The following is a 13,755-nucleotide window of genomic DNA, read 5'->3' as shown; positions in this document are numbered from 1 at the left end:
TTAAATTCCATAAGCATAAATACCTCTTCCGCTACGGGAAAAGGTGAAAAAACCCAAAAAACTGAAGAAGGCCGGAACCCAAACCTCGGATAATAATCGGGATGCCCCAATATAACGGCGTGGGCATAGCCTTGAAATTCCGCCTGTTTCAAACCTTCTTTATAAGAAGGGATCCTATCCCTTCATTTTGCGCTGGGGGATAACAGCAACCGGGGCAAGCGCCAGGGCAGGCACTTCCCCTTTCCCTGTATCAATCACTGCCTTGCTGAATATGATATAGCCCACGATATCTTCTCCATCTTCCGCTATTAGCAATAATTCAGAATATACTCCCTCGAGGTTCGGATGGTTCTGACAAGGGCTGCTTCATTTTCACGGCTAAAGGCAAGCCTGTGGATATGTTCTGCTCTGCTATAATCAGCTTCCTGCTCTGTCCTGATATTCATGACTGTTCCGCCTGGCTTTTTGCCAGCTGTTTTGATTTGCCGGTGCAGCTCTGCATGGCCGAAATGACCGCCGACCTGAATCCGCGTTTTTCCAGCTCAGCTACTGCTTCAATGGTGGCTCCCCCTGGTGTGCACACTTGATCTTTCAATTCTCCCGGATGCTTACCTGTCTCAAGCACCATCTTGGCTGCACCAAGCACCGCCTGGGCTGCCAGCCGGTACGATGTTTCCCTCGGGAGTCCCTGAAGGACGCCGCCGTCAGCAAGGGCTTCAATGAACATATACACATAAGCAGGCGAAGAGCCGCTGATGGCAGGGATGCTGTCCATCAGCTTTTCTTCAATAAACTCCGCTTTCCCGAAGCTTTCAAAAAGTTCAGCAGCTTTCCTCCGTTCACTTTCAGTCACCTGCCTGCTGGCAGCCAGGGCGCTCATCCCCTCCCCGGCAAGCGATGGGGTATTGGGCATAGAACGAATTGCTTTTATTTCTCTGCCGAAAGCTGACTCAAGAAAGGCAAGGCTGATTCCTGCTGCTATTGTAATGATGATAGCATCTTCAGAAACACTCCCGCTGATTTCCTCAATCACTTCCTCATGAACATCAGGCTTTACTGCCAGAAATAAAAAATCAGCCTGTTCAGCTGCTCTCTTATTATCAAGGGTCACTTCAATATCATATGTATTTTTAACATAAGCAAGAGTATTCTCCGTCCTCGCACTTGCCACTATATCATCCGGCCGGGCAATCCCTGATCTCAGCATTCCCCCGATGATTGCCTGGGCCATTTTTCCGCACCCTATAAAACCAATCTTCTTATTCACTTTTCCACTTCCCTACATAATTTGCTCCCTATATTATACTTCCTTGCCTGCTTCAATTCCAACTTCCGGTTATATCAGGGTGTTAGAGGGTAAAATGGGAATGCTCCGCGCTTAACTGTGCGGCAAATTCTTTCTCCAGCATTAACTGAAGGAGCGTTGAATCATGATGGATAGGACACCACTGCCGGCCGAATTTTACACACAGCCGACCATTGAACTTGCCCAGGCTCTTCTTGGCTGTCTATTGATAAAGGAAACACCTGAAGGTACAGCCGCTGGATATATTGTAGAAACAGAAGCCTATAAAGGCCCCGAAGACAAGGCTGCACACAGCTATAATAACCGCCGGACCAAGCGGACTGAAGTCATGTACGCCGGCCCGGGACTCGCCTACACATACCTTATGCACACCCACTGCCTGTTAAATGTCGTCAGTGCTGAAAAGGACAAACCGGAGGCTGTTCTCATCAGGGCCATTGAACCTGCTGAAGGAATTTCCCTGATGAAAGAGCGGAGAAAGATGGATAATCTGAAGAATCTGACCAACGGGCCCGGGAAGCTTACGAAAGCCCTTGGCGTCACTATGGAGGATTATGGACGCCTCTTTTCCGAGCCTCCCCTCATTCTTGCTGAAGGCTATACCCCTGCTGAGATAGCTAAAGGAAAAAGGATTGGAATTGATAATTCCGGCGAAGCAAAGGACTATCCTTGGCGCTTCTGGGTAAAAGGCAGCCCATATGTTTCCCGCCATCAGATAGAATCCTCATGATGGATGTTTATTCCTCTTTTAACTGCATCTGCCCCGCATGATTGCCCTCCAGGATAACCACAATAGTTATGTATGGTCTTCACCATCACAGCCCTTCATGAAGGGAAAAATTACAAATTGGGGGTAGTCAGATGCAGCAGTTTAACCAGCAAGGACAGTCAGGAATGAACACAAACGAACAAATCCCGGCACATATGAATCATGGCGGACACGAGATGCTGGATATGAAAGAGGTCCTTTCCAGCACTGTAGCGGCAATCGATCAATACCTTATGTTCAGCGGCCAAATCCAGGATCCGCAGCTTAAGGAAATCGCAAACCGCCAGAGGCAGTTCATGATCACCCAATACAACACCATGGTTGACTGCTTCACCACCGGCCAAAAGCCGGCTGTCCCGACTACAACCTATATGATGGGCGAAACGCATGACGTCATCTACGGTCTCCAGCCATCACAGCCTGCTGCTCCAAAGCAGTCAGCTTCCGAGATTGGCGACCAATGCTATTCAGGATACCTGCTTGCTTTAATGAAGGGTGCAGCCTCCCAGCTGTCAATGGCTGCGTTGGAGTGCACAAACCCAGTCGTAAGGCGTGTGCTTGCTGATAGTGTTCCAAATTATGCAGAAATGGCTTACGAGCTGTTCCTTTATCAGAACCAGAAGCATTATTACCAGGTTCCCCAGCTGGCGCCGCAGGATACAGAACAGCTGCTTGGAAGCTATACCCAGGCAGGCGGACAGCAGATGATGAACCAGCCCAATATTAATACCCTTCAATAACTGCCGCAGGCGCCCCAATGGGGTGCCTGCATTTCTTTTTCCTCCCTTCAATTAATTGGAAAATGTTTTTTTGAAGCAGGCTGTTACTAAATTTAAAAAACTGGGTAAAAAAGCAGAAATTAAAACACAAAAAATTGTAAAAGGCGGCGCTCCGTGTGAAAGAAATTAAAGAATCCATCAAAGAAACATTGCTTGCCATCCTTCCCGTCTCTGCTGCAGTCATCCTTCTGCAGCTTGTCCTGATCCAATTGCCCTTCAAGGACTTTCTTCCATTCCTCTTTGGCCTTTTCTTTGTCATCCTGGGACTGATGTTCTTCCTCATCGGCGTCAATATCGGCCTCCTTCCTATAGGTGAAATGATTGGCAAAATTCTTCCAAAGTCAAATAAAGCGTGGGTCATCATCCTCACAGGCTTCATCCTTGGAATTGCCGTCACACTGGCCGAGCCAGACGTCAGAGTACTGTCCACACAGGTTGACCAGGTATCCGGAGGGAAGATATCGTCCATTTCCCTCATATTATCCGTGGCTGCTGGAGTCGGTCTTTTTGTCGGCCTTGCCATGATCAGGACCATTTACAAAATTCCTGTCACCGCCATTTTGATTGCCGGCTATGCCATCGTCTTTATTGTCAGCTTCTTCTCCCCATCGTCATTTGTACCGATTTCATTTGATGCGGGAGGCGTAACGACAGGGCCGCTCGCCGTTCCTTTCATTTTGGCACTCGGAGTAGGTGTGGCCCAGGTTTTCCGGAACAAACAAACCTCTGGCGATTCATTTGGCCTTGTCGGCCTTGCTTCAATCGGGCCGATTCTGGCCGTTTTGCTGCTGGGAGGGATCTTTAAATGATGGACAAGCTATTTCATGGTTTTGGCGGCACCCTGACAGAGGTTGCTTTGGCCCTTGCTCCCCTCCTTCTTTGCTTCATCATATTTCAGGTGTTTTTCCTGAAATTAAAGAAACAGAAGGTCATCCAGATTCTTGCAGGTTTTCTGTCTGCTTTTGCCGGACTGGCATTCTTCCTTCACGGAGTCCATCTCGGCTTTATGCCCATCGGGGAGGAAATGGGAAAGAAGCTGGGCAATCTTCCATACTCATGGATCATCATTCCAATCGGATTTGTACTCGGATTTGTCACTACATTGGCAGAACCAGCCGTAAAAATATTAAACAAACAAGTTGAAAAAGTAACATCCGGCTACATCTCAGAAAAAATCATGCTCATCACCCTATCGGCGGGTGTCGGTCTGTCCATTGCCCTTGCCATGCTCCGAATCCATCATGGCTTCTCTCTCTGGTACTATCTTGCCCCGGGATATGCCCTCGTGCTGATCCTGATTTATTTTTCCAACAGCAGCTTTGTAAGCATCGCCTTCGATTCAGGCGGTGTCGCAACAGGGCCGATGACCGTTACTTTTATCCTCTCAATGGCCGTGGGCGCTGCCGCAGTAACTGAGGGGCGGGATCCCCTGACAGATGGCTTCGGCCTGATCGCCCTGGTGGCCCTCATACCGATCCTGGCTGTCCTGATCCTTGGCCTCCTGTTCAAGAGGAAGGAAGGTGCTTCTTAAATGATCTATAAGCTTTTCATCGCGATAGTTAAAAAAGGCACTGCAAAAAAGGCCGTCCGGCTTGCCCGGGGATCCGGGCTTGCTGCGGCGGCAACTGTATATGCAAAGGGCATCGGAAAAAACGAGAAAACCTCATTTCTCGGACTGGAGATCAACCATGAGAAAGAAGTCATCCTCATGCTTATCAAAGAAGAATCTGCTGAAGACGTCATTACGGACGTCAGCAGCCATCTCCATTTTGAAAGGCCCGGTACAGGACTTGGATTGCTTATCAATGTTAGCGGATTCATCGGCGTCCAGTCCCCGGAAGTCCCCGCTAATGCAGAAGCAGAGGAAGGAGCGGCCAATATGAAGCCAGCCGATAAAGAATACGACTTGATTGTGACCATCGTGAAAAGCTCGGAAGCCGAAAAAATTGTAAAAGCCTCAAAAGATGCCGGTGCTGACGGGGCAACCATCATTTCCGGCAGAGGAATTGGCATCAATGAAAAAGCCACTTTATTCAATATGCTGATTGAGCCTGAAAAAGAGATTGTGCTGACCATCATCCACAGCGGCCGGACACAGGAAGTATTCCAGGCAATCTGTGATGCTGTCGAGCTGAATGTACCTGGCAATGGGATTTCCTTTATCCTGGATGTTGATCAGGTGGCAGGCATCAATCATTAAATTTCTGAGCATATCAATATAGTAAATATCCACATTTGTGAGAAAATAAAGAGGAAATTACATTTCTGGGAGGTAACAATATGCCAAAAAGCTTGCAGGACACAACAAAGCTGCATAATGGAGTGGAAATGCCCTGGTTCGGACTTGGCGTTTTCAAGGTCCAGGAAGGAACTGAAGTAATCGATTCAGTCAAAGCAGCCATCAAGAACGGCTACAAGAGCATTGACACAGCAGCCATCTACGGCAATGAAGACGGTGTGGGACAGGCCATCAAAGAATCAGGCGTCCCCCGCGAAAAGCTATTCATCACGACAAAGGTCTGGAACTCTGAGCAGGGCTATGATTCTACACTGGCAGCATTCGACGAAAGCCTTTCAAAGCTTGGCTTGGACTATGTCGATCTGTACCTGATCCACTGGCCTGTCAAAGGCAAGTATAAAGATACTTGGAGAGCCCTTGAAAAGCTCTATAAAGATGGAAGAGTCCGTGCGATCGGTGTCAGCAACTTCCATGTCCACCATCTGGAAGATCTGCTTGAAACAGCGGAAATCGTACCGATGGTCAACCAGGTTGAATACCACCCGCACCTGGCCCAGCTTGAACTCCGCGAATTCTGCAAACAAAAAGGGATTCAGCTTGAAGCCTGGTCTCCTCTTAAGCAGGGACAGCTCCTCGATGAGCCTGTTATTACAGAGATTGCCGAAAAGCACAAAAAGTCCCCTGCCCAGATCATTCTGCGCTGGGACCTGCAAAATGAGGTCGTCACCATCCCGAAATCAGTCAAAGAACACCGCATCATTGAAAATGCAGATATCTTTGACTTCGAGCTTTCCTCAGAAGACATGGAAAAAATCGATGCCCTCAACAAAAACGAACGCGTCGGTGCCGATCCTGATAACTTTAATTTCTAATAATATGCAAAAGGGGTATGGAATGGGTTCATTCTGTATCCCTTTTTTATTTTACCAGCCTACAGAATCAGCAGCCTCATAATTGGTGCTGCAAAAATGCCCAACTAATTTTAAAAACCCTGTTGATTGGAGTGCAAGGCACGTAGACTCCTGCGGGAGATAGCGGAAGAGTTGAGACCCCACAGGAGCTTGCTCCGAGGAGGCTCAACTCCGCCCCGCGGAAAGCGAAGTGCCTGGAACGGAAATCAACAGCCCCCTCTTTAACAACCAAAATTTTTTCAAAGAAACTCCCGGTTTTCCTAAAGAGAAATTTGCCTAAAATTTTACGAGAGCCCTGTTGATTGGAGTGCAAGGAACGCAGACTCCTCATAAAATGCATGCGCATTTTCTTCGTGCGATATTAGGTCTGAGAAGCGAATTCAAAATCCTGCGGGAAATAGCGGCAGAGCTGAGACCCCGCAGCGCTTAAGCGTGAGGAGGCTCAGCGTCGCCCCGCGAAAAGCGAAGTGCCTGGAACGCAAATCAGCAGCCCCCATACTAGCATTCCCCCTCCCTGCTCACCCAGTTAGCAAAATATAACTGTTTATCTCCCCCTGCAAAGGGAATTGAATAATATCAAACCTAAGGAGGACTAAATCCATGAGCAAAAGAAATTCCCTGACTGGGGTAGTGGCACTGGGTGCACTTGCGTATGTGTTCAGGAACAAGGAATCTCGGGATAAGGTTATGAACAAAGTGAAGTCTACAGTCGGTGAAGACAATATCAGCAAAATCAAATCAAAGCTTCCTTTTTTAAATTCTGACCAAGGCAATACTCGCCAGGACCATTCAGGCCCGGCTTATGTCGACAGATAATATGCCCAAATCATGAAGCAGCTCCCTCAATCAGGGAAGCTGCTTTTTTAATGGAAGGAGCCTCCTCCCCCTGAAACTTTTTCTTCCTTGACCCGTATTATAAAAAGAGGGCTGTCCGCACAGCCAAAGCTGTAAACCGCTTTAAGAACTGTGTTATATTGGGAATATATGATTCTATCAAGTGACGGCTTAACGCCGGTCCTGGAAAAGAAGGAGTGAAATTATGGGAGTGACGCTCAGCAAAGGGCAGAAGGTCGATCTGACCAAGAACCGCCCCGGTCTTCAAAATGTTGTCGTGGGATTAGGCTGGGATATCAGCCGGCAGGGATCCAACTATGATCTGGACGCATCTGCCTTCCTATTAGGCGCATCAGGAAAAGTACATAGTGACCTCGATTTTGTATTTTACAATAATCCTAACGGCGGGAACGGCTCTATCCTGTACAGCGGCGATAACCGCACAGGTGCGGGGAATCAGGATGATGAACAAATCAGGATTGACCTGCGGAGGGTGCCGGACTCGATCCACCGGATTGCCTTTACGATTACCATCCACGACGCTCAGGCAAAACAGCAGAACTTCGGCCATATTGAAAATGCTTATGTACGGATTTTCAATGAACAAAATAATGAAGAGCTTATCCGTTTTAACCTTGGCAGGGATTTTACCGTTGAAACGGCCATCGTCGCAGCAGAGCTGTACAGGCATAATGGCGAATGGAAATTTAATGCCATCGCCAGCGGCTTTCAGGGCGGCCTGGCTGCTCTCTGCCGCAACTTCGGCGTGACGGTGGATAATGAACCGGCTCCCCAGCCTTCACATGGCAATCAGCCTTTCGGGCAAACACAGACTTACCAGCAGAGCTATTCACAGCAGGCACCTGCAGGGCAAAATTACCAGCAGGGCTATAATACAGGCAGCTCCCAGCAGACCTATAGCTCAGGAAGCTATCAGCAGGCACAGCCGCAAGCTTCGTATCCGGCTCCTTCCTACGGGCAGCCTTCCTATTCTTCCTCACAGGCATATGGGGGAGAAGAAATTGCCTGCCCTCGCTGCCGTTCCACTAATGTACGCACCGGCGAAAAGGGCTTCGGCCTCGGCAAAGCGGCAATTGGCGGCCTGATCCTCGGGCCTGTCGGATTATTGGGCGGCTTCATTGGAAAAAAACAGCTGAAATTTACCTGCAACAGCTGCGGCAATGCCTGGTCTCCATCCCAGACCGATTACGCAGAATGGGCCAATCAGCAAAAAAGAAAAGCCCAGGAACTCTTTAACCGATTCAAGAGCCAAGACGTCCTTGAAGCAGTCGTAGCAGCATGTGCACTTGTAGCTATGGCTGATGGAAGGCTGGATCCGGCAGAACGCCAGAAAATGCTTGAATTCGTCAATCAGAGCGATGAGCTTCGGGTATTTGATACGCAAAAAGTCATTCAGCAGTTTAACCTGTACGTCCAGAAGATTGAACGCGATCCTTCAATCGGCAGGGCAGAGGCATTCAGAGCGCTTGGCAGGATACGGACGAAACCGGAAATCGCCAGGCTAGTGGCCCGCTATTGCATTGCGATCGGCTTTGCAGACGGACATTTTGATCCGAATGAGCAGCAGGCAGTCAGTGATATCTGCCGTGAGCTCGGACTCAACCCTGCAGAATTCTTATCTTAATGACAGCAGCCTGATCTTACCGGTCAGGCTGCATTTTTCTCGGTATTTTACAAAGGAACTCCCCTTCGCTTTCTGCTGGCAGGAACAACCGCTAATAGAAGTCAGAATATAAAAAATAAACAAACTATTTATCTTTTGCCTGATTTAGTGCTAATCTTACTAAGGGCAAACTTTACGAAAGTAAAAGACGCAAAGCCACGGGCCTAAAACAATTTTTTTGTCATGGCAGCCGGGCCGTAAAGAATACTATTCTTGTAAACTTTTATAAATCATATACCCTTTCTAATTTGCCTAATCCATTTCTAAAAGAGAGGGAGAATTATGTTTTACCCGACGTTTTTATGTAAAGAAACCAATCAGAGGCATCTTGTCAAAGATTCCAATTTTTGTGAATGCGGCTTTAAGTACAAAGGCTTTACCACATTCATCAAAAAAGATTTCAAAAAAATCCAATTTAAGCAGAGCAATGATATCGATTGCCCTGTCTGCAAAAGCTCCGTGCTGAAGGAAGAAAAAGCAGTCTGCTATACATGAGCAGCTGCTTTTTCTTTTACTCCCATACCCATCATTATTTCCTGCATAATGCGCCAAATCAGGTTTAGGGATTCCAAAAAAGTGGCAAAAAGAAAGTAACTAACTCATTTACTATAATTAGGCAGCATTCCTTCAAATACAAAGCAAAGGGGAATCTTCATGGCGGAAAATTCAGCAAAATCCAAATTGGCATTAAATTCATCGATCTCCTTAAAAGGGATTGTGAAAGCTGTATTCAATGACACAGTCCACGTACAGATCGGCGGGAAAATTATCGCAATCCCGCTGGAGAAATAAAAGAACACCTTCATGCCAAAAACAGGAAGCCAACGAAAGCCGCTTTTCATTAAACGGCTTTTTTGTGCGTCTGGACAAGAAAACCGGCAGGCACTCCGCCCGCCGGTTTGTTTATGCATAGATTTTATTTTCTTCGTTTTGGAAGAAGCTCTTCATCGCATGGAAAACATCTGCTTTTTGCTTGAGGATATAATATCTGAAGTGCTCATTTTTAATATTCTTATAAGCGGACATGAGGGTCGAGTGGCGGTTGTACTGATTGACTTCACCGTACCCGAACATGCTCGATACCGCAATCAGCTCTTCAACAAGCTTCACGCAGCGGGCATTGTCAGAGGTAAGGTTATCACCATCGGAAAAATGGAAAGGATAGATATTGAATCTTCTTGGGTTGTATTTTTCATTGATCAGCTCCATAGCTTTGCGGTAGGCTGATGAGCAAATGGTTCCCCCGCTTTCCCCTTTCGAAAAGAAATCTTCCTCTGATACGACCTTCGCTTCTGTATGGTGGGCAATGAACTCTATTTCCACCGTTTCATACTTTGTCCGCAAAAACCGGGTCATCCAAAAGAAAAAGCTCCGCGCCATATATTTCTCCCATAATCCCATTGATCCGCTCGTATCCATCATTGCGAGCACTACTGCCTTAGAGTCAGGCTTTACAATTTCATTCCATGTCTTGAACTTCAGATCCTCCTGATAGATCGGATAGAAGGCCGGCTTCCCTGTCATCGCATTTCGTTTAAATGCGGTCATCATTGTGCGTTTTTTGTCAATATTGCCCATTAATCCTGTTTTTCGGATATCATTGAATTCAATGTTTTCAACCAGATGCTCTTCCTGTTCCTTCCTTTTCAGGTTCGGCAGCTCCAGCTGCTTGAACAATGCTTCCTCAAGCTCCATCATGGACACTTCAGCTTCGAAATAATCTTCCCCCGGCTGGTCGCCTGCACCCTGGCCTTTCCCTGGGCCTTTCTGGCCGCTGGAGCCGTCTCTGGCGACCACATCGCCTACCTGGCTGTCTCCGTCTCCCTGGCCTACATGTTTGTTTTTATCATAGTTATAACGAATTTTATATTCGTCAAGAGAGCGAATCGGAATTTTCACGACTTCACGGCCATTGGACATAATGATGCTTTCTTCTGTTATCAGATCTGGGAGATTGTTCCGAATCGCATCCTGTACCTTTTCCTGGTGGCGCTGCTGATCATCGTGGCCTTTGCGATGGAGGGACCAATCTTCTTCGGAAATCACAAACTGGCGGTTGTTGATGTCGGTCATTATAACCCCTCCTTGAAAAAAATCTTTGAATTTTTGCACACATTTTCCTTAAACAACATACAATATCCCGAGTGTCAAAAGAAACGTGAAATATTAATTACTCTATACTATGCGAGATATCAAAATAATTTACAAATAATTTTGACAATAAGACAGATGCCTATACTGTTGGACAAGCCTTTTTTATAGCCTGTCATCTTTCCAAAAATTCATTATAAAAGTGGGCATTATCGTTATAAGCAAGGCATTCATAGACGTGTGAGTACAGGCCTTCTATGATTTGCGGCGCATATATGGGACCCGGCACAAACGAAGGTTTCTGCTTCAAATTCAAGGCAGAATCATTCACGCCGGCCGTATATATATTCATTTCTTTATGCGGCAGAAGCATGTCCATCCTGCAGCACAAACAGCATAATCGCTATTAAAATAGCAGCCCTCCATTTTCTCATCCTTTCCTCTCCCCTGACTTATGGCTGTTTATTGCTATATCTATTTCGTCTTTGGGCCAAATAGAACCCAGGGGAGACTGCCCATAGCGCCAGCGCCTTGGTAACCCTAAAGGAACGCAGTCTAAGAACATCACGTCCTGTGGCAGCGGCTGCATGTCCATCTTCCCGGGGGCTTAAGACGGTCCTCCCGGAAAGGCGATCTTTATTTTTCGGAGGATTGGCTTGTGACCTCCAGGGGGAAGGCGCAGCTGTTAGACAGTAATCAAAGTTAAAAAGTATACCTTCTTATCCCATAAAAAAACTCCTGCAGCTTCAGCGCAGGAGTCACTTTTCGTTATCTTTATACTGGATAGGGTCAGGCTGCTTTCCGTCCTCTTCAAGCTCTTCCCCAGTCCTGAGATGCTCCATCTGCTTTCCCAGATTATGCATCTCTTCTACATTTTCGGCCATGGAGCTGTTTCTTGGCATAAAGTCCTTGTCCAGTTCCTTTTTCTTCATCTTAATCACCTCTATACTTCCTTTTCCCCTGGCCGCCCGAATTGAAACTAACTCTTTCCCGGAAGAAAACAGCCAAAAAGGCCGGCAAACCCTGCCAGCCTTTTACATTTATCTGTTCAGCAAACTTCCCACATACCGCAGCAGTTCATTCGCAGAGGTAGAATTATAGCCGTGTTCATCAATGAGTCTTGCTACTACTTCATTTACCTTCTTCAGCTGCTGCTCATCAGGAGTCTTTGAAGATGTTGTAATCTTCACAACATCCTTCAGGTCTGCAAACAGCTTCTTCTGAATCGCTTCGCGGAGACGGTCATGCGAATTGTAGTCAAAGCGCTTGCCTTTCCTGGCATAGGCAGAGATGCGGATAAGGATTTCTTCCCTGAATGCCTTTTTCGCATTTTCCGAAATACCGATCTGCTCTTCGATCGACCTCATCAGCTTTTCATCCGGATTGATTTCCTCACCTGTCAGAGGGTCGCGGAGCTTCGCCTTATTGCAATAAGCCTCTACATTATCCAGATAATTGTCCATAAGAGTCTTCGCCGATTCTTCATATGAATAAACAAATGCCTTCTGGACTTCCTTCTTGGCAATATCATCATATTCCTTGCGTGCAAGTGATATGAAATTCAAATAGCGCTCTTTCAGCTCAGCGGTGATCGACGGATGCTGATCAAGACCTTCTTTCAGGGATCTCAGAACATCCAGCGCATTGATGCTGGTAATCTCTTTCCGGATGATTGTGGATGATATCCGGTTGATGACATAACGCGGATCAATTCCGCTCATTCCTTCATCAGGATATTCCTTCTGAAGCTCCTCCACGTCTGCGCGGTTGTAGCCTTCCACACTTTCTCCGTCATAGAGCCTCATTTTCTTCACCAGGTCAATATCACCCTTTTTAGGTTCCTTCAGCCTCGTCAAGGTAGTAAACATCGCTGCTACCTTAAGCGTGTGCGGTGCAATATGGACATCTGAAACATCGCTCTCACTGATCATTTTTTCATAGATTTTTTCTTCTTCTGTAACCTTAAGGTTATAAGGGACAGGCATGACAATGATCCGGGAATGAAGTGCTTCATTTTTCTTATTGGAAATGAAGGAACGGTACTCTGTTTCATTCGTATGCGCCACAATCAGCTCATCTGCAGAAATCAGCGCAAACCGCCCTGCCTTGAAATTGCCTTCCTGTGTGAGGGAGAGCAGATGCCATAGGAATTTTTCATCGCATTTCAGCATCTCCTGGAACTCCATCATTCCCCTGTTCGCCTTATTCAGCTCCCCGTCAAACCTGTAGGCCCGCGGGTCAGATTCTGAACCGTATTCGGCGATCGTGGAGAAATCTATGCTGCCGGTAAGATCGGCAATATCCTGGGATTTCGGATCAGATGGGCTGAATGTTCCAATCCCGGTCCGTTTATCCTCTGAGAAAAAGATCCTTTCGACCACTACATCTTCTATCCGTCCCCCGTACTCCTGCTCAAGCCGCATCATATTCAGCGGGGACAGATTTCCTTCAATCCTGATTCCATACTCATCAAAGAAGTCCTTCCGCAGATGATGCGGAATCAGGTGGAGCGGGTCTTCATGCATTGGACAGCCTTTAATCGCAAATACAGCACCTTTATCGGTAAGGGAATACGCTTCAAGCCCCCGCTTAAGCATTGTGACGAGCGTAGATTTCCCTCCGCTGACAGGACCCATGAGGAGCAGGATCCTTTTCCTGACATCAAGCCTTTTTGCAGAAGGATGGAAATACTCTTCCACTAGCCTTTCGAGCGATTCCTCCAGACCAAACAGCTGGTTGCTGAAAAATTTATACCGTTTTTTTCCTTTATCGTCTTCGACACCGGCATCCTTGATCATACTGTATACCCTGGAATGTGCTGACTGGGCTACCCATGGCTTCTCTTTGACAATGTCTAAATACTCCCTGAATGTCCCTTCCCATTTAAGCTTTTCCTCTTCGTGTCTGTACATCTCGATTTTTTTTATAATATCCATAAGGACCTCCCCCTGTCGCATTATCAGAGACGATTAATATAATCTATGCGCTTGGGCAATTAAACATTCTATAACCCGGAAGAAAAGCAGAATTCCCTTCGCCTTCAGGGTGCCTGAACCTGCCAGCCCTGCCGCATTCCTCCGGCGATTCTCCATAAAATATCCACAGTTTTTCATTCACACCATGACGGAATTGGGCTATAATA

General features: G+C 46.9%; 15 protein-coding genes and 1 riboswitch. Of the genes, 10 read left to right on the top strand and 5 right to left on the bottom strand.

Annotated elements, in window-relative coordinates; genetic code table 11:
- Window positions 1-308: 308 nt before the first annotated feature.
- Together ACQCVH_RS16945 and proC are read right to left on the bottom strand one after the other, a co-directional pair.
- Window positions 309-446 (bottom strand): hypothetical protein, encoded by a 138-nt coding sequence (locus ACQCVH_RS16945; RefSeq protein WP_426836801.1) that lies wholly within the window; start codon window positions 444-446, stop codon window positions 309-311.
- Complete coding sequence (proC, locus tag ACQCVH_RS16940; protein WP_426836800.1) at window positions 443-1,267, bottom strand: pyrroline-5-carboxylate reductase; 825 nt, start codon at window positions 1,265-1,267, stop codon at window positions 443-445. Before proC ends, ACQCVH_RS16945 begins: the two co-directional genes overlap by 4 nt.
- A 163-nt stretch (window positions 1,268-1,430) precedes the next feature.
- Here proC and ACQCVH_RS16935 point away from each other — a divergent pair, with 163 nt between their 5' ends.
- The 10 genes from ACQCVH_RS16935 to ACQCVH_RS16890 all read left to right on the top strand — a co-directional run bounded on the left by ACQCVH_RS16935 (window position 1,431) and on the right by ACQCVH_RS16890 (window position 9,314).
- The gene (locus tag ACQCVH_RS16935) at window positions 1,431-2,036 is read left to right on the top strand and encodes a DNA-3-methyladenine glycosylase (protein ID WP_426836799.1); all 606 of its coding nucleotides are present in this window, start codon (window positions 1,431-1,433) and stop codon (window positions 2,034-2,036) included.
- Window positions 2,037-2,167: 131 nt separating this feature from the next.
- Window positions 2,168-2,815 carry a spore coat protein gene (locus ACQCVH_RS16930; RefSeq protein WP_426836798.1) on the top strand — a complete coding sequence of 216 codons (648 nt, stop codon included), beginning with the start codon at window positions 2,168-2,170 and terminating at the stop codon, window positions 2,813-2,815.
- A gap of 155 nt (window positions 2,816-2,970) precedes the next feature.
- Window positions 2,971-3,663: a DUF1538 domain-containing protein gene (locus ACQCVH_RS16925; RefSeq protein ID WP_426836797.1), complete on the top strand. Its 693-nt coding sequence runs from the start codon at window positions 2,971-2,973 to the stop codon at window positions 3,661-3,663.
- Window positions 3,660-4,385 carry a DUF1538 domain-containing protein gene (locus tag ACQCVH_RS16920; protein WP_426836796.1) on the top strand — a complete coding sequence of 242 codons (726 nt, stop codon included), beginning with the start codon at window positions 3,660-3,662 and terminating at the stop codon, window positions 4,383-4,385. Before ACQCVH_RS16925 ends, ACQCVH_RS16920 begins: the two co-directional genes overlap by 4 nt.
- Window positions 4,386-5,054, top strand: coding sequence for a P-II family nitrogen regulator (locus ACQCVH_RS16915; RefSeq protein WP_426836795.1), 669 nt, complete (start codon window positions 4,386-4,388; stop codon window positions 5,052-5,054). It begins immediately after the preceding gene.
- An 80-nt stretch (window positions 5,055-5,134) separates the two neighbouring features.
- Window positions 5,135-5,965, top strand: a complete 831-nt coding sequence (locus ACQCVH_RS16910; RefSeq protein WP_426836794.1) for an aldo/keto reductase — start codon at window positions 5,135-5,137, stop codon at window positions 5,963-5,965.
- A gap of 639 nt (window positions 5,966-6,604) precedes the next feature.
- On the top strand, window positions 6,605-6,820 hold the full coding sequence (locus ACQCVH_RS16905; RefSeq protein ID WP_224899402.1) for a hypothetical protein: 216 nt from the start codon (window positions 6,605-6,607) through the stop codon (window positions 6,818-6,820).
- 223 nt (window positions 6,821-7,043) lie between these two features.
- A complete protein-coding gene (locus ACQCVH_RS16900) occupies window positions 7,044-8,483 on the top strand; it encodes a TerD family protein (protein ID WP_426836792.1) in 1,440 nt (479 codons plus the stop codon).
- Between the two features lie 154 nt (window positions 8,484-8,637).
- Window positions 8,638-8,725, top strand: a riboswitch (cyclic di-GMP riboswitch).
- Window positions 8,726-8,804: 79 nt separating this feature from the next.
- On the top strand, window positions 8,805-9,017 hold the full coding sequence (locus ACQCVH_RS16895) for a hypothetical protein (RefSeq protein WP_426836791.1): 213 nt from the start codon (window positions 8,805-8,807) through the stop codon (window positions 9,015-9,017).
- A gap of 159 nt (window positions 9,018-9,176) precedes the next feature.
- Complete coding sequence (locus tag ACQCVH_RS16890; RefSeq protein ID WP_426836790.1) at window positions 9,177-9,314, top strand: hypothetical protein; 138 nt, start codon at window positions 9,177-9,179, stop codon at window positions 9,312-9,314.
- A 111-nt stretch (window positions 9,315-9,425) separates the two neighbouring features.
- On the opposite strand, the gene yhbH is transcribed toward ACQCVH_RS16890, so the two are convergent.
- The 3 genes from yhbH to ACQCVH_RS16875 all read right to left on the bottom strand — a co-directional run bounded on the left by yhbH (window position 9,426) and on the right by ACQCVH_RS16875 (window position 13,549).
- Entirely contained in the window at window positions 9,426-10,595 is a 1,170-nt protein-coding gene (gene yhbH / locus ACQCVH_RS16885) for a sporulation protein YhbH (RefSeq protein ID WP_426836789.1), read from the bottom strand.
- 776 nt (window positions 10,596-11,371) lie between these two features.
- On the bottom strand, window positions 11,372-11,545 hold the full coding sequence (locus ACQCVH_RS16880) for a hypothetical protein (RefSeq protein ID WP_426836788.1): 174 nt from the start codon (window positions 11,543-11,545) through the stop codon (window positions 11,372-11,374).
- Window positions 11,546-11,653: 108 nt separating this feature from the next.
- Complete coding sequence (locus ACQCVH_RS16875) at window positions 11,654-13,549, bottom strand: PrkA family serine protein kinase (protein ID WP_224899393.1); 1,896 nt, start codon at window positions 13,547-13,549, stop codon at window positions 11,654-11,656.
- Window positions 13,550-13,755: the final 206 nt, after the last annotated feature.

The sequence above is a fragment of the Bacillus infantis genome (assembly GCF_050107595.1).
Classification (GTDB): domain Bacteria; phylum Bacillota; class Bacilli; order Bacillales; family Cytobacillaceae; genus Bacillus_AB; species Bacillus_AB infantis_C.
This window is presented reverse-complemented; position numbering and strand designations above follow the sequence as displayed.

Excerpts from the sequence above, each read along its gene's own strand:
- ACQCVH_RS16945 (WP_426836801.1), bottom strand. The coding sequence starts at position 446 with ATGAATATCAGGACAGAGCAGGAAGCTGATTATAGCAGAGCAGAACAT.
- ACQCVH_RS16935 (WP_426836799.1), top strand. The coding sequence starts at position 1,431 with ATGATGGATAGGACACCACTGCCGGCCGAATTTTACACACAGCCGACC.
- ACQCVH_RS16930 (WP_426836798.1), top strand. The coding sequence starts at position 2,168 with ATGCAGCAGTTTAACCAGCAAGGACAGTCAGGAATGAACACAAACGAA.
- ACQCVH_RS16920 (WP_426836796.1), top strand. The coding sequence starts at position 3,660 with ATGATGGACAAGCTATTTCATGGTTTTGGCGGCACCCTGACAGAGGTT.
- ACQCVH_RS16915 (WP_426836795.1), top strand. The coding sequence starts at position 4,386 with ATGATCTATAAGCTTTTCATCGCGATAGTTAAAAAAGGCACTGCAAAA.
- ACQCVH_RS16910 (WP_426836794.1), top strand. The coding sequence starts at position 5,135 with ATGCCAAAAAGCTTGCAGGACACAACAAAGCTGCATAATGGAGTGGAA.
- ACQCVH_RS16905 (WP_224899402.1), top strand. The coding sequence starts at position 6,605 with ATGAGCAAAAGAAATTCCCTGACTGGGGTAGTGGCACTGGGTGCACTT.
- ACQCVH_RS16900 (WP_426836792.1), top strand. The coding sequence starts at position 7,044 with ATGGGAGTGACGCTCAGCAAAGGGCAGAAGGTCGATCTGACCAAGAAC.
- ACQCVH_RS16895 (WP_426836791.1), top strand. The coding sequence starts at position 8,805 with ATGTTTTACCCGACGTTTTTATGTAAAGAAACCAATCAGAGGCATCTT.
- ACQCVH_RS16890 (WP_426836790.1), top strand. The coding sequence starts at position 9,177 with ATGGCGGAAAATTCAGCAAAATCCAAATTGGCATTAAATTCATCGATC.
- yhbH (WP_426836789.1), bottom strand. The coding sequence starts at position 10,595 with ATGACCGACATCAACAACCGCCAGTTTGTGATTTCCGAAGAAGATTGG.
- ACQCVH_RS16880 (WP_426836788.1), bottom strand. The coding sequence starts at position 11,545 with ATGAAGAAAAAGGAACTGGACAAGGACTTTATGCCAAGAAACAGCTCC.
- ACQCVH_RS16875 (WP_224899393.1), bottom strand. The coding sequence starts at position 13,549 with ATGGATATTATAAAAAAAATCGAGATGTACAGACACGAAGAGGAAAAG.